Source organism: Cnuella takakiae (assembly GCF_001953305.1).
Taxonomy (GTDB): Bacteria; Bacteroidota; Bacteroidia; order Chitinophagales; family Chitinophagaceae; genus Flavisolibacter; species Flavisolibacter takakiae.
Window position 1 is genome coordinate 551,447 of the sequence record NZ_MTFE01000010.1, and the last position, 19,839, is coordinate 571,285.

Annotated in this window: 18 protein-coding genes; 5 read left to right on the forward strand and 13 right to left on the reverse strand. The window is 51.8% G+C overall.

What is annotated here, in order from left to right; genetic code table 11:
• Positions 1-194 precede the first annotated feature (194 nt).
• The 9 genes from BUE76_RS02775 to dnaN all read right to left on the reverse strand — a co-directional run bounded on the left by BUE76_RS02775 (position 195) and on the right by dnaN (position 10,427).
• Complete coding sequence (locus BUE76_RS02775; RefSeq protein WP_073045195.1) at positions 195-2,063, reverse strand: proton-conducting transporter transmembrane domain-containing protein; 1,869 nt, start codon at positions 2,061-2,063, stop codon at positions 195-197.
• The gene (locus tag BUE76_RS02780) at positions 2,060-4,567 is read right to left on the reverse strand and encodes a YbcC family protein (RefSeq protein ID WP_073045197.1); all 2,508 of its coding nucleotides are present in this window, start codon (positions 4,565-4,567) and stop codon (positions 2,060-2,062) included. Before BUE76_RS02780 ends, BUE76_RS02775 begins: the two co-directional genes overlap by 4 nt.
• A gap of 308 nt (positions 4,568-4,875) precedes the next feature.
• Positions 4,876-5,226 carry a hypothetical protein gene (locus BUE76_RS02785; protein WP_143157375.1) on the reverse strand — a complete coding sequence of 117 codons (351 nt, stop codon included), beginning with the start codon at positions 5,224-5,226 and terminating at the stop codon, positions 4,876-4,878.
• Positions 5,227-5,422: 196 nt separating this feature from the next.
• Positions 5,423-6,016, reverse strand: a complete 594-nt coding sequence (locus BUE76_RS02790; protein ID WP_073045200.1) for a YdeI/OmpD-associated family protein — start codon at positions 6,014-6,016, stop codon at positions 5,423-5,425.
• Positions 6,017-6,081: 65 nt separating this feature from the next.
• Entirely contained in the window at positions 6,082-6,534 is a 453-nt protein-coding gene (locus BUE76_RS02795) for a GNAT family N-acetyltransferase (RefSeq protein WP_073045202.1), read from the reverse strand.
• A gap of 106 nt (positions 6,535-6,640) precedes the next feature.
• Positions 6,641-7,360: a 3-deoxy-manno-octulosonate cytidylyltransferase gene (gene kdsB / locus BUE76_RS02800; protein WP_073045203.1), complete on the reverse strand. Its 720-nt coding sequence runs from the start codon at positions 7,358-7,360 to the stop codon at positions 6,641-6,643.
• Positions 7,361-7,538: 178 nt separating this feature from the next.
• Positions 7,539-8,447 carry a sterol desaturase family protein gene (locus BUE76_RS02805; protein ID WP_073045205.1) on the reverse strand — a complete coding sequence of 303 codons (909 nt, stop codon included), beginning with the start codon at positions 8,445-8,447 and terminating at the stop codon, positions 7,539-7,541.
• A gap of 135 nt (positions 8,448-8,582) precedes the next feature.
• Entirely contained in the window at positions 8,583-8,987 is a 405-nt protein-coding gene (locus tag BUE76_RS02810; RefSeq protein ID WP_073045207.1) for a putative signal transducing protein, read from the reverse strand.
• Positions 8,988-9,311: 324 nt separating this feature from the next.
• Positions 9,312-10,427: a DNA polymerase III subunit beta gene (gene dnaN / locus BUE76_RS02815; protein WP_073045209.1), complete on the reverse strand. Its 1,116-nt coding sequence runs from the start codon at positions 10,425-10,427 to the stop codon at positions 9,312-9,314.
• A gap of 324 nt (positions 10,428-10,751) precedes the next feature.
• Here dnaN and BUE76_RS02820 point away from each other — a divergent pair, with 324 nt between their 5' ends.
• The 5 genes from BUE76_RS02820 to BUE76_RS02840 all read left to right on the forward strand — a co-directional run bounded on the left by BUE76_RS02820 (position 10,752) and on the right by BUE76_RS02840 (position 15,436).
• Positions 10,752-12,038 (forward strand): YbjN domain-containing protein, encoded by a 1,287-nt coding sequence (locus tag BUE76_RS02820; protein WP_245798387.1) that lies wholly within the window; start codon positions 10,752-10,754, stop codon positions 12,036-12,038.
• A gap of 286 nt (positions 12,039-12,324) precedes the next feature.
• Positions 12,325-12,600: a GxxExxY protein gene (locus BUE76_RS02825; protein WP_216820613.1), complete on the forward strand. Its 276-nt coding sequence runs from the start codon at positions 12,325-12,327 to the stop codon at positions 12,598-12,600.
• A 129-nt stretch (positions 12,601-12,729) separates the two neighbouring features.
• Positions 12,730-13,830, forward strand: coding sequence for a trypsin-like peptidase domain-containing protein (locus tag BUE76_RS02830; RefSeq protein WP_073045212.1), 1,101 nt, complete (start codon positions 12,730-12,732; stop codon positions 13,828-13,830).
• A 189-nt stretch (positions 13,831-14,019) separates the two neighbouring features.
• Entirely contained in the window at positions 14,020-14,493 is a 474-nt protein-coding gene (locus BUE76_RS02835) for a regulatory protein RecX (RefSeq protein WP_073045214.1), read from the forward strand.
• A gap of 7 nt (positions 14,494-14,500) precedes the next feature.
• The gene (locus tag BUE76_RS02840) at positions 14,501-15,436 is read left to right on the forward strand and encodes a lipid A-modifier LpxR family protein (protein WP_073045215.1); all 936 of its coding nucleotides are present in this window, start codon (positions 14,501-14,503) and stop codon (positions 15,434-15,436) included.
• 105 nt (positions 15,437-15,541) lie between these two features.
• Here the strand turns inward: BUE76_RS02840 and BUE76_RS02845 are convergent, their stop codons facing one another.
• The 4 genes from BUE76_RS02845 to BUE76_RS02860 form a co-directional block, all read right to left on the reverse strand.
• Positions 15,542-16,219 (reverse strand): HAD family hydrolase, encoded by a 678-nt coding sequence (locus BUE76_RS02845; protein WP_073045217.1) that lies wholly within the window; start codon positions 16,217-16,219, stop codon positions 15,542-15,544.
• A 299-nt stretch (positions 16,220-16,518) separates the two neighbouring features.
• Entirely contained in the window at positions 16,519-18,018 is a 1,500-nt protein-coding gene (locus BUE76_RS02850; RefSeq protein WP_073045219.1) for a choice-of-anchor I family protein, read from the reverse strand.
• A gap of 150 nt (positions 18,019-18,168) precedes the next feature.
• Complete coding sequence (locus BUE76_RS02855) at positions 18,169-18,927, reverse strand: SDR family NAD(P)-dependent oxidoreductase (protein WP_073045220.1); 759 nt, start codon at positions 18,925-18,927, stop codon at positions 18,169-18,171.
• A 240-nt stretch (positions 18,928-19,167) separates the two neighbouring features.
• Complete coding sequence (locus BUE76_RS02860; protein WP_073045222.1) at positions 19,168-19,572, reverse strand: VOC family protein; 405 nt, start codon at positions 19,570-19,572, stop codon at positions 19,168-19,170.
• Positions 19,573-19,839: the final 267 nt, after the last annotated feature.

The following is a 19,839-nucleotide window of genomic DNA, read 5'->3' on the forward strand; positions in this document are numbered from 1 at the left end:
GGTAGCGTCTGTCAGCCAGTTTTCTTTCAGGCCGGCCAGGCCGTCTTTTGGAAGTGTGTTGTTCGAAGATTTCATTGTTATGCGTTGTTGTTTGTTTTTAGAAAATTTTGGTATTGGGTATTAGGTATTGCTAATTCCAAATACCCAATACCTAATACCCAATCACCATTCACCAATCACTATTCACTATTCCCCTAACTACTCCTATACCCCATATCATACACCGACTTTACATGCGGCCCCATAAACAGGCGGGCATAGATGCGGATGATGGCCAGGCCATCGATGATGAGGCTGAGGGCAGTGAAGAGGGCAAGTGCGGGCTGGTCTTCGTGGATATGCGTAAACACCAGGTCCTCGCCAATGAATGTGGGCGTGATGGGAAAGCCGGCCATGCCCAGGCAGGCCAGCAGGAACACGGCAGCGATCTTCGGGTGCTCATAACCGTGGCCATGGAATCGGTTCAGGTTGATGCCGCCTTCAAAATTGCGGAGGCGGCGCAGGCACAAAAAGCCGATGGCGGCAGCCAGAAAAATCCCCGCCAAATACAGGGTGATTTCCCAGGCGCCCACATGCTCGTTGAAGGCGATGGCTAGGGCCACACAGAGGTGGTTGAGCAGTACAAATACCCAGCTCATAATGGCGCGGTGCCGTTCGGTGAAGGCTTTCAGTACCAGCACCAGTCCGACAATGGAAAACACGATTGGCAGTACAGCTACCAGGTTGCCCGGCATCAGGTTTTCGTTGAACAAGCCAACCATGCCCAGCAGGTACACCGGTGTAAACAGTACCAGTGCCCGGTTTATACTTAGGAAATCTAGCCTGCGGCCGGCCCATTTCAGGGGGTTCCACAGGTAGCGGTACAGCATATTATCGAGGTTCCACTCTTTTACCGATAGCATGTACAGGGTGTACTGAAGCTTTTTGGGCAGCCAGCTTTCCACCGTCTTTTTTGCCGGTTCAAATTCATAGAACTGTTCGCGGATCAGGTAGCTTACTACCGAAGGCGATACCAGCAACTGGTAGGTGCGCAAAAAGGCATTGCCCGCAAAGTGCACCAGCGCCAGCGTATGCCAGCCCAGGGCTACTTCCACGAAGATGAGCCCGATCTGTGCCAGCGAGGCATAAGCCACCTGGCTTTTGATGCTGCTTTGCACCCGGCCGATACCCGAAGCAAGGAAAGCACTCAACAGTCCCACTGCAGCAATGGCAATCCGCACCGATGTTTCCTCATGCCACAAAGGATAGGTACGCAGCAACAGGAATACGCCGATGTGCACCGACAGGGAGCCATAGAAGATGGCACTCGAAGGCGTGGGTCCTTCCATAGCGCGGGGCAGCCAGCTGCTGAAGGGCAGCTGTGCCGATTTGGCCGCTGCAGCCACCAGGATGGCAAAGCCGATAAAAGGCAGTGCACCGGGGTGTAGCCCTTCGGGCAGGGTTTGAAACAGGGGACCAGCCAACTCCGAGAAGCGGATATTGTGGTGCCACACATGGTGGGCCAGCCACATCGCGAGGATCAGCCCCACATCACCAATGCGGTATATCGAAAACACCTTTACAGCATTTTTCACCGGCAGGTAGCGGGTGCGGTAAAAAGCGATCAGCAAAAAGGAAGTAAGACCCAGTACCTCCCAACCCACAAAAAGGGTTTCGAGGTTGCCCGCAAAAATGGTGAGCACATAACCCAGGAAGAAAAACTGCAGCAGGTTGTAAAACCTTTTGTAGCCTTCCTCGCGGTGTAGGTAAATGCGGCTGTACACCGTTACCAGGAAAGTAAGTATGGAACCTACCAGCAGGTAAACGGCCGTCACTTTATCAAAGCTCAGGTCGATAAAAAAGGAATAATGGGGCGTTTGGTACAGCACCACCTCTTTTTGGTCGATGGCCGTAGCGCCATTTACCAGCCAAAGGGCGGTGAAAGCCAGTGCCAGCAGCAGCTGGCTGCCCACGGTGGCAAAGGCAATGCCCGACACCGTCTTTTCGCTCCGGCGGGGTGCCAGCAGGCTGGCTATATACCCCACACCCGGAAGCAGCAGAAAATAAGGAAGCAGGTTGGTCATGCCGATTGGGTTTTTAACAGGTAAACAGGGAAGTTTTCAGTAGCTGTTTCCAGCAGGGGTGTCAGGTCGGCTACAGCCGGTAGCTCTGTCAACAGGGGTTGATAAGGTTCAAAACAGCCCTTACGGAACAGGGATATAGCTCCTGTTTCGGGATGTACCACCGCCAGGTGTACCCATTCGTTTCCAAACCACTCGTAAGTTTCCGGCGCCCGGTTGATCACCTGCAGCACCACATCGGGGAAATGCTCCACGATAAAGAGGATGCGCACAGGATCGTGCACTTCGATCATCTGGCTGGGCAGTCCGGGGCGCAGGTCGCCGTCCATGCCGTTGGCCACGCCAAACAGCCCCATCACGTTGTGCGGCAGCTTGGTACCGGCACCCAGTTTTTGGTTGTCCACCCGGCTGAAATAATACTCCAGGTTGATACCGCCACATACCGGTGCGGCCGCTTTCAGGATGTTGAAGAGGTAGGTACCATCGGGATCAATGGCGTAATTGTACGAGTTGAGGAAGGAGCGGCGGTCGAGAAAAAGCCCTTTCGACAGCTCGCGACGGCCTACGATACACAGCGCATTGGTAGCGTGGTTGAGCTCGGGGCGGGGTTCAAAAAGCGAAACGGCACGGCGGCGCACCTGTTTGTGTATCTCTTCGGCAGTGGCGGTACTGTCAATCAGTTCCAGCCGGCGCGAACGCTCCTTGGCATTGTTGTCCAATGCGGTTTTAAAAGTGGCTACATTTTTCCAGTGCAGCTTTTGCAGGCTTCCGGACAGGGCGGGAATATCATAAAACTGGATATCATCCACCGTGGTATCGTGGAGGGCGCCCACAAAGCGGGTGCTTTCCGGGATGTCGATTCCCTTTTCCTGCAGAATGGCCCGCACTGCAGGGTGGTTGGCCATATACGACAGCACCCGTGCATTTACCGAACCGGCACGACCCGAGCAGGCGCCACAGTCGTAGGCGGCAAAATGCGGGTTGTTCACGCTGCTGGCGCCGTGGCCCACCACATACACCAGCGGGGCAAAATTGCGCACCAGCCCGATGCTGCGGAGCACGCCTTCCACACGGGTGGCCATTTCAGGTACGGTAAAACCAATTTGCAATCCGTTCTCGAGGTCGTTCACATCCTTGTTCTCGATAGTGAGGGTAGCCTCATGATCCATATGCTTGAACGAGGAGGTAGCTGCCGGCGAAGTGCTGGGCTTAAACACGTTCAGCGCCAGTTTTACCGCCGACCAAAATCCCAGGGTTTGGCTGATCAGCCAGCCGCTGTGAAACGGATGGCTGTGCTTGGTAAAATGGGGGTCTTTTTCGCGCTGCTGCCTGCTGCCCACTTCCTTGATCAGGTACCTGGGTGTAACCGGCGCGGGGCAGAGCTTGGTATAAAACTTACCGCCCCCGGGTTGGTAAAAGAACTCAACCCCAAAGAAGCCCGGCGTGCCGAAGGTGGCGCATGCAGGATCTTCGTTTTCGAGGTAGCGCCGGAAGGAACACTCGCGGTCATCGATGCAGAACAGGCCCTGGAAACTGTGGTGCGCAATGCGGCGGGGCGTTGTTTGCTCCAGCTGCAGGCCCGCCAGCACCTGGTCGTAATAGCTGCGCTCAAAAGCCTGCTGCCAGATGGCAAGGGCTTCGTCCAGCTCCGTAGCAGGCACGGGAGCAAACAGGTCCTCCGGCTTTTCTTTAACTACAAAAGCCAGCGGCTCCCAATTCTTGCCATTGTAGTAATCCAGTGCGTCCAGTTCCAGCAGCAGCTCAAAAACAATCAGGTCGTGGAGCGAGATGTTGCGGCGGTCGAGCAGGGTCTGGGGCTGGTCTTCAATGGCCGACACCATTCCCGACCAGCCGGGATGGGCAAACTGCTGGTCGTAGAGATAGTGTTCGTAATAGTCTTCCTTCCCTACAAGCAGTTGCAGCAGGTCTTCGATGGTGCATTCGGTGTCCAGCAACAACTGCCGGCTCCGCCTTTTCCGGAAAAAAGAGGTAAGGCTGTTGCGTTCCATTTCGCGGAGCGCACCCAAAAACGACTGGTCGGTAACCGGGAAGCTCCATATGGAAATGCCTTGGTCGAGGTAGCTGCACAGGATGCGGAACAGGGTAGGCTGTACCAGCGAGTCGAGGTCTACCTGGTAGTGTTTTTTCCATCCCGAACGCAGGGCGCCGATGCGGGGGAGCCCCGGCAGGGTAAAGGCGCCATTGAGCAGCTGGTTGCGGTAGTCGCCGGCGGCAGCCTTGCCCTTGTGTTCGGCAATTACCTGGAGCAGCACATCCTTGCGGATGCGGCCTTGTTGGTACAGGTTGCGGTACTCCTGGAGCGAGAGGGTTAGTTTGTAACCAAAAATTGCAGATGCCGTGCGGAGGGCCTCTTCAAAGGGAAGGTGCTGAAAGCTGTGCAGGGTGTTGTGGTGCACAAAATCCTTCAGCGGTGCCTGCGCAGGCAGGTAGTGCTTGAGCTGATGCACAACGTGGTGGGCATCAAAAGCAGGTGGCCTGTGGTTCATGGGAAAAGAATAAGCTGTAAAGCAGGGTGGAGGGTTTGGGGTACCGGTTAAGGATTTCAGAAGCTGTTGTACGGAAGTAGAGGTAATTCCTACAACAGATGCCGAAAGCTTTATTCCGAAATCACTGCCTGCCCGGTTGCACAGCAATTGCTGGATGCAGCGCCATACAGCACTGCCGCAACCTGAGGTGCAAGCAAACCCTTAAATGAATGGTGAAAAAAGTGTAGAAGCGAGGTTCGAACCGGGCAGGTACAGGTGTACCATGGATACCGGCATTGTCTGCATCAAAAGCAGACCCAATAATGGTATCAGATGCGTATAACGCGCAACCTTAGGTGGCGTGCTACCTTATGGAGCGCAAGGGGTGCAACAGGATATGTGGCAATAGATAAAGACCGGGGAGGAACGGAAGGCTGGTGCGGGAGCAAAGTTTCGCCTTCAGCAGAAAGGAAGATTTTGTGGAAGTCGTCGGAGTCCTCTTCGGAGAGTTCCTCGCCTACTTCCGCCAGCAGGTGCAGAAAATGCGGAGCCTGCTCTTTTTGTACCACAGACTTACCCACCACACCAATGGTGTCGTTGGGAAGCAGCATACCGGCACTCATGAAGAGTACCACTATTGCCAGCAACAGTTTGATATAGGAACACAACTGTTTGGGCATAATCATATTTACCAGAAAAATATGTCTACAACCTATGGTTGTACCGGGGTTAAAATTAATCCTAGTCTTGGCATTTAATAGTTCTTGCCTAAAATTTTCATTAAACGGAGATTAACAGGGTTGAAAAAGGCATTTGAATAGATGAACGTGAAATTTTGAAGCTGCAAACCGCACTATTTAATGGTAGCCAGACCAACTATTCGAAAAATGCACGGCGGTTGTCAACCGCTTTGTTTACAATTTCTGCAATGCGGCGCTCCCGGGTAGCAGCTTGCTTAGCGGTAGACAGCCACTGTAAAATACCCCGCTTTGCCGATGGGGGAAAAGCCTGCCAATGCGCCAAGGCCTGCGGTTGAAGTGCCAATGCAGCTTCCAGATCGGCAGGCACCACGCCATTTTCTACGTCCTCGAGGGCCGTCCAGGTGCCGGTGCGCTTAGCCAGCTCCACCATTTCCATACCCGCAGGCATCATCATTTTACCCGTCGCCAGCAGGCGTTCCACTTTTGCTTTATTTACCCCACTCCAATTGCTTTTGGGTTTACGTGGCGAGAAATACTGGTAGTAGCTCTGCTCATCCCGCTTGTTGCCCAGGCTGTCCACCCAGCCAAAACAAAGCGCCTCGTCTACCGCTTCGGGATAATACACCGAAGGGATGCCGCTTTCTTTTTTATAAATGATGAGCCATACTCCCTGCAGGCCCTGGTGGTTTGCCTCCAGCCACTGCCGCCAGGCAGCAGCATTGGGAGCGTAAAAAGCAGGCGAACCGCGGTAGGTTGGAGAAAGAGACATTGGTTTTTTCAAAGCTTATAAGATACAATGCATCCTTCTGAAAATTTGCGCTGGCATACACTTGTTTATAAACTGATTCGGTAAACCAAGTATTCTGTTTCGGGGGCCTGCTGCACAAATCCGATGGTTTCGTACAGGCGGCGGGCATTGTGGTTGTCTTCAGCAGTTTCCAGCTGCACATAACCGGCGCCTTCGGTACGGGCAAATGCCAGGGCAGCATCAATAAGCTTACGGCCTGCTCCCAGCCTGCGGGCAGCAGCGGTCACATACAGATCGTTGAGGATCCAGTTTTTCACCGCTCTTACCGATGACCAGGTGGAATACAGCTGGGTAAAGCCTACCGGTTCCCCTGCATCGTTGAGCGCCACAAAGATCACCGACTCGCCGTACTGCAAACGGTTGGAGATATAGGCATCAGCCAGCACGGGATCAGAAGGCTGCTTATAGAAAACACGATATTGGTTGAAGAGGTCTGTTACCAGGTGCTTGCTGGAGGTTGTAAGGCGTTGTATCTGCATAAAAAAGCCCAGTTGGGTCCGGGCAAAGATGCGGTTATAGTTGATATGGATTCTTTTGGAAGCAGTTGGGAGTCAAGAAGCTCCCAACACTAAGTGCAGCACCTGTTCAGGGTAAAAGCTTCGCAGCCTTCTCCAGGTCCTCCGGTGTATCTATTTCCACACCCACATAATCGGTAAGCACCATACGCAGCTGCACGCCGTTTTCCAGGAAGCGCAGGCACTCGATCTTTTCTGCGGCCTCCAGTGGCGACATCGGCCAGGTGGTAAACTCCATCAGGGCTTTTTTGCGGAAGGCATATACCCCGATGTGCTTGTGGTGGGTAATAGCAATATCGGTAGCACGGGGATATGGGATAACGCTACGGCTGAAAAACAGCGAGTTGTTGTTTTTATCCACGCACACTTTTACACAATTGGGGTTGGTGATCATGGCTTCGTCACGAAGCACCTGCATGAGGGAAGCTACCTGCACAGCGGGGTCGTTGAACTGCTCCAGCAGCAGGCGCAGTTGCTCCGTGGTTACAAAGGGGGTATCGCCCTGCACGTTTACAATCACATCCACATCCAGGTCGGCGGCGGCTTCGGCAATGCGGTCGGTACCGCTTTCATGCTGGCCCAGGCTCATGATCACGCGGCCGCCATACTGCTCTATTTCGGTGCGGATGATATCAGTATCGCTCACCACCACCACTTCATCAAAAAGACCACTGCGCACGGCAGCCAGGTAGGTTTGCGCGATTACGGTTTTACCACCCAGGGGTTGCATCAGCTTGGCCGGAAAGCGGCTGGCAGCATAGCGGGCGGGAATCATGGCGATTTTCTTCATACCGGCAAAATAACCGCAGATTTGTATGATTTGGAATGATTTGTATGAACCGGTACCGATAAGGATTTGATTAAGGAGGTACAGGAGGTGAGCAGATGCAGTTTTTACTGCAACGATTTCAGGTGAGCGTACTGACAATGAAGACCGACCCCACTTGCAATGAACAGGTAAGTCCTTCTTACAACACCTCCCTTTGCGGCCTTTGCTCCGCTGCGTCTTTACGTGAAATATCCTTCTGCATTTGTGCGCCTTTGCGGGAAACATTTGCAGGCTGCTGCATCTTCATTGTAAAAGGCGCCCGCATCAGCCGACCTAACTGCTCATCCTGCTCGTTGGGATAATACCGGTCCAGGCCATAGCGGATTTCGGAGGGTTCCAGTTGCATATAGGTACCAAAAAGGCGGTCCCAGATGGAGAGCACAGCCCCATAGTTACTATCCGTATAGGGCTGCATCCAATGGTGGTGTACCTTGTGCATGTTGGGCGATACCAGGAAGTAACTTAAAACCTGATCGAGTCTTCGGGGCAGGTTGATATTGGCATGGGTAAACTGGGTAGCCAGCACCAGGGCCGTCTGGAAAATCATCACGCCATACATGGGCGCACCGGCCACCAGCACACCGGCCAGGAAGAAGACGCCCCGCAACACGCTTTCAAACGGATGGTGCCGCAGGCCCGTGGTTACATCTACATTATTGTCGGAGTGGTGAATCACATGAAAACGCCAGAGCGGCGCCGTTTTGTGCTGCACCAGGTGCACCAGCCAGCCGCCGAAAAAGTCAAGTACAAAGAAGGAAATAAGGATGGCGCCCAGGGTATTGGCACCCATCCATTGCACCAGTCCGAAATTGTTGGCCAGGGTCCAGTCGCTCAGCAGTACAATGAACAGGGCAAAACCTGTATGAATAAGGAGGTGGATAATGGTAAAGGAAAAGTTGACGCCCGCATGCCGCAACCTGGTCTTTTTATACTGCAGGCTGAGCAGGGGTATGGCCCCTTCCAGCAGCCACAACAGCAACATGCCCGCTACCAGAAAGGACAACCTTTCCAGTGGCCTGTGTTCCAGGGTGTTGAAATATTCAATCATAAAGCCAGCAGTTTAGACAAGCAAGAATCAATTTACGGCAATAAACCAGTGGCTATTTGGCAGATTTTGCAAACCGGGAAAATAAAATACTTAAAAACTGCTACTGCTGTGATGGGACGTTGGAAAGGCCCTGGTTCAATGGCGGGGCAACTCTTTGAAGTCGTACCCACACTGTTCACATTTGTAAATTTTGGTAAGCTCCACCGACTGCCCCCTGAGCAGGCTGCTCACCAGGGCGCCCAGTCGGCACTTATATTCTTTATGCACCGATACGGCCTTGAGGGCATGGGCATGGCAAACGGGGCAGGCAAAATTTTTCAGGTAACGGGCTTCGGCTTCATCCATCAACTCCCAGGCACGCTCGGCGTGGGTGCTGTGTACCATCAGCTTCATACCGCCCAGGGCGGGGTTGAGCAACGGGTCGATGGTGAGGGTATGCTCGTCGCGGAGGTGGCAGTTGATATTGGCCGCCTGCAGCATCGTCAACACGATGTTGGCCTCGATGTAATTGTTGAATGTGCGCAGTTGAATGTATTCCATAACCTCACCCTCTACCCCTCTCCCGGGAGGAGAAGGGAGCCCCACCGCACAGGGGCCTCTTGTTTATTTAGTAGTTCATTTTACCTGGTGTACAAATGTACAGATCGCAATATTCCGGTATACATCCTTGCAGGTTTAAATGAATAAATCCCGGTGCGCAATAACCATAACCAGGTAAGCACCGTTGCACCAGTTTACCATCCTCTTTCCCTTTTTATTCCAAACAAAAAAAGAAAGCACCCCTTACCGGAGTGCTTTCCTATCATCAGCGGCTCCAAACAGGAACCATCATACAAATCATGCTACAATCCTACAAATCTGCGGTTATTGGTTCAGCATCAGGGGCATCACCAGCATCAGCAGGTCTTCTTCGGGTTCCTGGTCGGTGGGCTTCAGGATACCGGCCTTGGTGGGTGTGCTCAGCTCGATGCGCACCTCGTTGCCATCGGCAGCGTTGAGCATTTCGATGAGAAAGCGGGCATTGAAGGCAATGGTCAGGTCTTCGCCGTCGTACTGGCACTGCATGCGCTCGTTACCTTCAAAGGAGAAGTCAACATCCTGGGCAGCCAGTCCCAGCTCGGAACCATTGATATTAAGGGCTACCTGGTTGGTGCTCTTGTTCGAAAACACACTTACCCGGCGCAGGGCGCTCTGGAACGAACTTTTGTCCAGTACCAGCTTGTAGGGATTGTCGGCCGGGATCACCACTTTATAATCGGGGAAGCGGGCGTCGATCAGGCGGCAGCTCATCTGGGTGGTGCCGTGTTTTACAAACAGGTGGTTGGGATTGTACGAAATGGTCAGCTCGTCCTCGTTGTCGGGCAGGGCCGATTTCAGGAGGTTCAGCGGCTTTTTGGGCACAATGAAAGAGTCGGCACGGGGGCAGCTCACATCGGTGCGCTTATAACGTACCAGGCGGTGGGCATCGGTGGCCACAAACTGGATGTACTCGGCGTTCAGGTCGAAGAACACACCGGTCATGGCGGGACGCAGGTCGTCGTTGCTTACCGCAAAAAGGGTTTTGTTGATAGCGGTTACCAGGGCCGTAGAAGGCAGGGTAAACGAAGTAGTATCGTCGGCGGTAGGTTCCTTGGGAAAGTTGTCCGGGTTTTCGCCCATCACCTTGTACTTACCGTTGTCGGAAGTAATTTCAACACCGTAGTTTTTATCGATGGTAAAGGTGAGCGGCTGCTCGGGGATATTTTTCAGCGAGTCGATGAGGATCTTGGCGGGGATGCAAACGCGGCCGGCTTCGCGGGCTTCCACATCCATCTGAATCCGCATGACGGTCTCCAGGTCGGTAGCCACCACGGTAAGCTTGCTGGCCTCCACTTCAAACAAAAAGTCTTCCAGGATGGGCAGCACCGTATTGGCATTGATCACCCCGGCAATGCTCTGCAACTGCTTCAGTAACTGTGATGAGGAAACGATGAATTTCATAAATAAACTGTTTAGATGCGGGGCTGGCGCCACCGGCAAGCTGTGGTTTTTCAGCAGGGGCGAAGCTAATGATTTTTACTGCTTTAAAAGGGCAGGTGGGCAGATGGTGAATAATTAGTTGCTTGTTTTTGGTTTTTGGTTTTTGGTGCCTTCAGCCCCAAAACAAAACGTAAAACAAAAAACCAGAAACTAAAAACCATTTCCCCTCCGGCCCGTAATTTGAATGCTTAACCCTTACCACCATCGCCGGGGCGGCAATAGCTGCAGGGCCCAAACAGGAACGATATGCTGGAAAAGCTGTTTAAAAGATCAAAACCAAAGGATTTGGACGAGCAAACCCCTGCCATACGATTCGGACGTTATTCCGACAACAACAAGCCGCCGGAGAAAGTGGCCAAGTGGAACGAAGCCGATACTTTGTTCAAGGAAAAAAAACACCTCGAAAGTGTGCGTACCTTTTTCACCTATCTCACCGACGAGCAGGAAGGTAACGTGGTGCACCATATAGACGGTGATACCGGCACCTTTGAAATCTACCAGGGCTCACAAATCATTCGTGGCAGCTACAACAGCCAGAAGCTGGTGGCCGAAACGGCACTGGCCCGTATGCCCCAGCCATCGGTACCGGTGATGCGGCGCCTGCTGGAAATGAATTTCAAACTTTACTACTCCCGCTTTTCCCTGCTCAACGACCAGATATGCATGCAGTTTGGCTCCGACCTGGAAACGGCCAGTCCCAGTAAGCTTTATTATGGCCTGAAGGAAATGGCCACCCGCGCCGACAAACAGGACGACCTGCTGGTGCAGGATTTTACCACCCTGCTGCCTGCCGACAAAGCCCATGTGGAGCTGATTGCCGAAGAAGAAAAGGAAGTGAAATACAAATGGTTCCAGCAGTGGATACGCGAAACCCTGACCCTGATAGAAGATGTGGACGCCGACAAGTTTTCGGGCGGCATTGCCTATAGCCTGCTGGCGCTTGCGTACCGCATCGATTTTTTGATCCGTCCCGAAGGCAAGCTGCTGCAGGACCTGGAAAAAATCGTGGAAACCTATTTCCGCAAAGACGACCGGCGGATATCGGAAAAGAATGCCGAGATGATGGACTGCTTCACCAAGATGCAGGGCCGCAGCAAGGAGCAGTTTTATCCTTACCTGTTTCGCAGCAAGTACACCTTCAGCATCGTGTCGCCGCAAAGCTTCAAAACCATTGGCGACGCCATCTATAATGCCAACCAAAACATCAACTGGTACAAAGAAAACAAGCAGCACAAAATTGCGGCCCTGATCTCGGAATATGGTTTTGCCTATTGCCAGTACAGCTATAGCCTGCCCAAACCCATCACCGAGTTCTTTCTGTTGTTTATGAAAGTGAACTATCCCGGCTTTTTCCGTGACCTTGGCTTTACCCAAAACTTCACAAAGGAAGACGGCAACTACGACCAGGAAGCCATCACCGCCGAACTCACCCGCATACAGGACGCCTGGCAGGAGAAATACCCGGAAATGAAATTCCGCACCGACCGGCTGAAATGGGACAGCAACGTGGCCTTCAATCAAAGCTTTACCAATGAGGTGGAATCATTGAATATGGAAAGCCCAAACCGGTGATTTGATGGATTTTTAAAGGATTAATAAGAATTTGCGCTGTGTTTGACTCTTCAGGTCAGGTATTGAGATCCTTCATTCTGCTTAAATGATCGCACTGTTGAACGATTCAACAATCAAATAATATTGCCTTGCAGTTACCCTTCGCCTTTTTTATTTTAAGGAGATGAAGGACCAACTAAAGTACGCAAGTATTACGGAGCTAATTATTGGCTGCGCAATGCGCGTACATTCAGTAATGAAAAACGGGCACAGAGAGGTTGTTTATCAGCGTTGCTAGGCAATAGAAATGGAAAAAGCTGGTTTGTCTTTCAAAGCTGAAGCTGATATGCCCATTTATTTCAGCGATCAGATAGTTGGACGAAGAAGAATTGACTTTTTTGTTGCAGAAGCCATATCCATAGAAACCAAAGTACATACCGATATAACCAATGCTGGTTTAGCGCAAGCCATCAACAACCTTGAAACGCATCGTTTAGAAATTGGATTACTGTTGAACTTCGGTGCACCGGGTTTGCAAGTAAGGAGGCTTTACAATAACAAACTGGTGCCCAAAACAAAATAAAGGTTTGCTTTTAAAGCCTTAGCCTTAACTCATTGGCTTACATCTTGCATTTGAAACTTTGAAAATTAATAGGCTGCCTCCTACCTCGGCTTCCTATTAATCCTTTAAAAATCCTGCAAATCACCGGTTTTGACGACGCAACAAATCATCGAACTCTTCCGTCCCGCCATCATACAGATTGCCACGCAAACCAGCACCGGTACGGGCTTTTACGTGAAGGAATTCAACCTCATTGCCACCAATGAACACGTGGTGGGACAAAATGCGGAAGTAACCATTGCGGGCCGCCTGTTTGAAAAGCGGCTGGCAAGGGTATGGTATACCGACAAAAAACACGACCTGGCCTTTTTGCAGCCACCCGAAGATGTGGCACTTGCCGAGGTGAAGCTGGGCGAGTACACTTCGCTGCATGACGGCGAGGTAGTGGTGGCGATCGGTCACCCTTATGGCCTGAACTATACCGCCACGCAGGGTGTGATCTCCAAGGTGGACCGGGTGCGCGATGGTGTGAAATACATACAAATAGATGCGGCCATCAACCCCGGCAATTCGGGTGGCCCGCTGGTAAACAAGCAGGGCGAGATCATTGGTGTCAACTCCTTTATCATCCGTGGCGGCGACAACTTGGGCTTTGCCCTGCCGGTAAGCTACCTGCGCGAAGCTTTTGAGTTGTACAACAGCCATTACGGGCAGGCCTCTACCCGCTGCCCATCGTGCAACTACCTGGTGCTGCCTTCCAATATCGACGCTACCAAGTACTGCCCCTTTTGCGGGTCGGAGGTAAAGTTGCCCATACCACCCGAGAAGGAACGCAAACCGGTGGGAGTGCCCAAAACAGTAGAGGAAATTCTGACCGAGTTGGGTAAAGATGTAAAACTGGCCCGCGATGGCAATAACAACTGGAGCGTAAAAGAAGGCGCCGCCAAGATCAAGATCAACTACAACCCCGAAAATTATTTTGTTACCGGCGATGCCTACCTGTGCCAGTTGCCCACCGATACCACGCAGATAAGACCACTGTACCAGTTCCTGCTTTCAGAAAACCATAACCTCGATGGGCTGGTGCTTAGCTGCACCAAACAGAACATTGTGCTCTCTTGCCTTATGTACGATATGGACATGAACAAAAGCAATGGAACCGATATGTTTCGCCAGCTGTTTCAAAAAGCAGATTACTACGACCAACTGTTGGAAAAACAGTTTGGCTGCCAGGAATTGCTGGAGGAGTAACACCCCTGTCCCCTGGAGGGGAACTTAGGTTGTAGGGTTTTCGTTTTATTTTTGAAACCCTGACGGCAGCAAATAAAACATAAAATGCTGTTCATTTTTAACCATTTATAAACCGTATGGCCTTTAGCCATTCCAAATGGGAAAGGAAAGATTGACCTAAGTTCCCCCTCTAGGGGGAGGGGGTTGTGTATGGACAAAAAATTTCTCACCAAAGAACAAGCCCTGCAAAAGCTGCGGCAGTACTGCGCCTATCAGGAGCGCAGTCATTTTGAGGTACAGCAAAAACTGTGGGACCTTGGTGTGCGTCGTGCCGACCACGATGAAATCATTGCATCGCTGATTGAAGACGACTACCTCAACGAAGAACGTTTTGCCATCCAGTATGCCGGCGGCAAGTTTCGTATGAAAAGCTGGGGTCGCCGCAAGATTCTGTACGGGCTAAAGGAAAAAAGGGTGAGTGACTACAGCATCAAAAAAGCCATGAAAAGCCTCGACGAAGAGGCGTACGAACACACCCTCAAAAAACTGGCTGAGGATAAATACGCATCCCTGCGCGGGGAACAATACTTAGTGCGCAAAAAGAAAACGCAGGACTTCCTTTTACAGCGTGGTTTTGAACCCGAACTCATCAGCAAAGTGATAACTTGGATTTCCGAATCCTAGTTATCCTATGCAACACCGCCTCGCGTGCCTGCTGGCCCTTTGCCTTCAGGTGCACCTATGCTTTGCACAGCAAGGCTCCCGCCACCAGTTTGTGCTCACCAACGAGAACGACAATTACACACTTACCTATACCGACCGTTACTACTCCAACGGCATCTTTCTGCGATACACACAGGCCGGCGGTTTCCGAGAAGCGCAAAAGGGCAGCATTACGATTGAAGCAGGTCAGAAAATCTTTACGCCTTATACCTTCAATACCGAGTACCGTAAAACCCTTGACCGCCCTTTTACAGGGCTGCTGTACCTGCGGGCACTGCGTACGCAAATGAAGGGCAGCCGCCTAATGCAGTGGGGAATGACAGCTGGTGTAGTTGGTGAAAAAGCTTTTGGCAAGGAAGTGCAACGCTGGCACCACCGCACCTGGGGACTTAAATATCCCTATGGCTGGCAAAAACAACTGAAGACCGGCGTAGGTGCCAACTTGGAAGGAAGCATGGTACAGCCGGTGGTACATCTTGGCAGTAAAGCCTTTGGTATGCGCCTCAACAGCTTTGCACAGGCTGCTGCCGGCAGCTTGCAGGTTCAGGGCTGTTCGGGGTTGCAGCTTTGTGTGGGTAAAACCAACAAGGTAGGCACATCCGCCCTGCACGACAGCCGGGTGGGTGCGGCCAGTAACAAAGCCCTGCGGGAATGGTTCCTTTTTTACGAACCCCAAGCCATTGCTCAATGGTATAATGCCACCTTGCAGGGCACCATGGGTCAACGCTGCAAACAATATTTCACCACCAGGCCGGAACGTATGGTTTACCAGCAGCGGCTGGGTATGGTATATGCCCCCAAATGCTGGACGGTACTGCTGGCCTATGCCCACAAATCGAAAGAAGCTACCACCATGCTGGCAAAGGAAAACTGGGGCACCGTGTCGGTGGGATACCGGTGGTAGGATGTGGGATGTACGATCTCGGATATAGGATTTCGGTGGCTTTCCCCAATACCTAATACCAAATCACCAATCACTACTCACTACTCACCAATCACCCTTCACTCCTCACCAGCTCCCCGTCACCGGCGAAATACGGAAGCCTGCTTCCGACACCAGGTCGGGTAGTTGCGCCATGCTTTGAAATACCACCACTCCTTCGGGCACATCATAGACATGTGCGGGGTTGGGCTGGTAACAAAGCACCTGCATGCCTGCAGCCACACCGGCAAGCACACCAAAGATGGTATCTTCTATCACGATGCAATTGGCAGGTTCGTATTCCGCTTTTTCGGCTGCTTTTAAAAACACATCGGGCTCTGGTTTGCCTTTAGCTACTTCGTAGGAAGAAGTGATCTGTTCGAAATGGGAACGCAGGCCAGTAACCTCCAGCGACAGCTCAATGCGGCGCAGCTCCGAGCCGGAGGCCACCACCTTGCGGTGCGGCATTTGGGCCAGCGCTTCGGGCACAAATGCGACTGGTTTTAATTCCACGCGGAGCGCGTCTTCAATACGTGCGGTGTATGCGTTGAGCACTTCGTTGGTAGGCACACGCCCAAAATGCTCCTGTAAAGTTACCAGGCAGTCGCGGAGGGAGCGGCCGGTAAAATAGCGGGCACTGAATGCGGCGTCAATGGCAAAGCCATCATTGATCAAGCTTTCGTTGAACAGCCGGTCGGAAATGGGCTCGCTGTCTACCAGCACACCATCCAGGTCAAACACAAGTAAAGGAAGCGGAGATTGCATGCGCAAGGTTACGGAAAAGGGCGGTGCACCTGCTCAGCCATATGGTTTTAAGTTGCCAAATCCTTTTCAAATTGTCGCAATGAAGCGTCGTTATCAAGTGAAAAAAGCAAAAGGAAATTGCAACAGGAGCAGCCCTATCTTGACTTTTCACTGTTGCCTTTGCGTTCCCTTTTTAATCCGGCTTTCTGGCATGTTCTGATGGTGACCTGTGTAGCTAACAACAAAAAGCCCCCGCCACAGCAGGGACTTTTTGTTGATCAGACATTGCTTTACTTGTTACGCTACAACTATCGGCTGCTCTATTCCGGGCTATACACTTTTACCACCCCATCGCCTTCGCTGCTTACCACCAGCAGGCTCTTTTTGGTTGGACTATCTTTGGCATCAATAAAGAGCACACCCTCCGGTGCATCGCCGGTTTTGAGCAAGGTGAGAAAACGGGGTGCATACGGATTGGATATACTGTACACACCTACAGCATCGGCACGTTCCATACCTACAAATACAACGGGCTCCTTGCCCACCGTACCAACGGTGAGGCCTTCAGGTTCCACGCTTTTATCATCACTGCGTTCATCATCGTATACGCCGGCGGCAATGGCACGCTGGTCCAGGTCGTTGCCACTGTCGTACACCTGTACGCCTGTGGTACCATTCCACACACTGAAGCTGCGGGCACCCAGGGAGTAGAGTGCATCAAAGTCACCGTCTTTATCGGTATCGCCCAAAGTGGTGGTGATGTTGAGGCGGCCGAGCCCTGCATCTGTTTTCAAGGCAGCATCCGGAAATGCAGTACCATCCAGCAGGATGTCCTTTACCCTTTTTACTTCTTTAAATGCATCATACTCACGGGCATCGCCTTCGTTGGCCGTGAACAACAAGTGCTGGCCATCCACGGTGTAATAGCCGATGGCATCGGGCTGGTACATGCCAAAAACTTTCTGGCGGCTGAGGGTGAGGTCCTTGTTATCCTTATCGCTCAGGTTTACAGCACTGGCATCACTGTCGTAGCTTTTGAAGCCAAGCGGCATGATGGCTGTAACTGCTTTGGCCTGCAAGTCGATGCGGGCAATGGCATTGTTTTCCTGCAGGGTCACCCATGCCGTGCGGCTATCGTCGGAAACGGTGATGTACTCGGGTTCCAGGTCCTGTGTAAAACTGCTGCCGGGACCAAACATGCGCAGGCCCTTTGCCACCAGGTCGGACTGTTGCCCAGCAAAAGCATCAAAGCGAATGGTGGTAACGGCGTAATTGTCTTTTACCGAGATAAGGGAAACAGTGCCTTCGGGGTCATTGGTATAATCGGAAGAGGGCTCGCCTTCGTTGGCGGTGAGGATATACTTACCATCGGGGCTATAGGTGATCATATCGGGCAGGGCGCCTACTTCGATGGTTTTGATCAGGCTGTAATCCGAGGTGTTGTACAGGGCTACTTTTCCGGGTGCCTGTTTGTTTACCGACTCTACGGCAGCAGCCAGTATGCCGTTGTCCACATCCAGGCTGTTTACCAACCCACCTACCGGGTACATGCTGATGCTGGCAATGACCACCGGTGCTGCGGGGTTTTTGAAATCCAGTACATCGATCTTGTTTTCCACGCCATTGTTTACCACAAAAAGGCGTTGTGTTTTGGGATCGTAGGCAGCTATTTCGGCAGCGCCGGCATCACCAATATCAATGCTGCCAATTTCGCGGAAGGTGGCGGCATTTTCCTTTGGGCTGTTGTCTTTTACATCATCTTTTTTACAGGCGGTGAGGGCAGCGGCGAGGCAAAAGGGAAGCAGGTATCTTTTGTGCATGCAGCAATTTTGCAGCATAAGTAAAAGCGAAGTGTAACCGCATTGTTACGGCATCATTAAGGATAGATGAAGTTTGGCTTTACCCAAATAAAAATGCCGGGTGACAGTAACCACCCGGCATTGATTATTGCAATCTGAAACGGCAATTTTTTACAGGTTGATACCACCCGACACTTCAAGCCTTTGGCCGTTGATCCATTTGGCATCTTCGGAACAAAGGAAGGCCACCACGCTGCCAATATCGTCGGCAGCACCTACGCGGCCCAGCGGGCTCATGTTTGCCAGAAAGCCTTTCATCTGCGGGTTGTTGCGGATGGCTGCATTGTTGAAGTCCGTTTCTATAGGACCGGGTGCCACCACGTTGCAACGGATGCCGCGGTTGCCGTATTCTTTAGCCACGTATTTGGTAAATGTTTCAATGGCCGACTTCATGGAAGAGTACACCGAATAGCCATGCACACAAAACCGGGTAGTACCGGTAGAGATGTTGACCACGCAGCCGCCGTCATTTATGATTGCCAGCGCTTTTTGGGTAAGGAAATAAACGCCCTTGAAATGCACATTTACAAAGCTGTCGAACACCTCTTCGGTCATCTCGGCAATGGGAACAGTGCCGCCATGGCCCGCATTGTTTACCAGGAAGTCGAAGGTTTTTACTTTCCAGGTGCGTTGCAACAGTTCTTCAAGCCGGTGCAGAAAATCGTCGATACCGGCAATATTGCCTGCATCAAACTGCAGCGCTGCGGCCTTGCCGCCAAATTGTTCTACTTCCTTTATCGCCTGTTGGGCACCTTCCGGCGAAGTGTTGTAGGTAATCACCACATCCATTCCCTTACGTGCCATTGCCAGTGCCATATCCTTACCCAGTCCGCGGCTGCCGCCGGTGATGAGTGCAATTTTTGGTATCATAGTATTGATTTGTTTGAATGTAATAAAAAGGGGCGAGTCGCTACCCGGAGTTCTACACCCCGATAACAGCGTGCCGGAAACCGTTGAAACGGTTTAAAGCATCGTAATTTCCTTTAACCCACGGTTGAAACCGTGGGCTATATTGCCAGGCAAACAACTACACCTGACCGGCATATCAATGGCCTTGTATCAATTGCGGCTGCCAGTTACTTGAAGCTTGTAGCTAACAGCTTGCAGCTATTAACCAGCAACCGCACCAACCGGCTCAATCAAATCCCAAAGGTTACCATAGAGGTCTGCAAATACCAGCACCTTGCCAAAGTCTTCAACCGATGGCGGGCGCACAATGGTGATGTTGTGTGCCAGCAGGTTTTGGTAATCACGCTCCAGGTCATCGGTGTGCAGGAACAAGAACACACGGCCACCGGTTTGGTTGCCTACTCTTGAAGCCTGTTCTTCGTTGGCTGCTTTGGCCAGCAGCAGGCCACAGCCATTACTGCCTTTGGGCGCAATGCGCACCCAGCGTTTTGTTTCCGACATGGGGGTGTCTTCCAACAGATCAAACTTCAGTTTGCTGGTATAAAAATCAATGGCTTCATCATAGTCCCTTACCACCAGTGCCAGTTGTGCTATTTGTTGTTGCATGAAGTGGAATTAAGCGGCAATGTTACGGTATTCCGGAGAAGGCGATGGACCATGGACTATTGTCCATGGTCGACGGACCACAGACTACGAGGCACAAGCTGCTGCTGGTAATTATTTTGCTTTTTGATGACTGTTCTTAGCCCACGGTTTCAACCGTGGGATAGCAACATGCGCGCAAATACCTAAAACCGTTTCAACGGTTTTTCTCTCTTCCTGATTCTGTTCTATCATCCCCCTAAATACATCGATCATAAATCAATAAAAAAA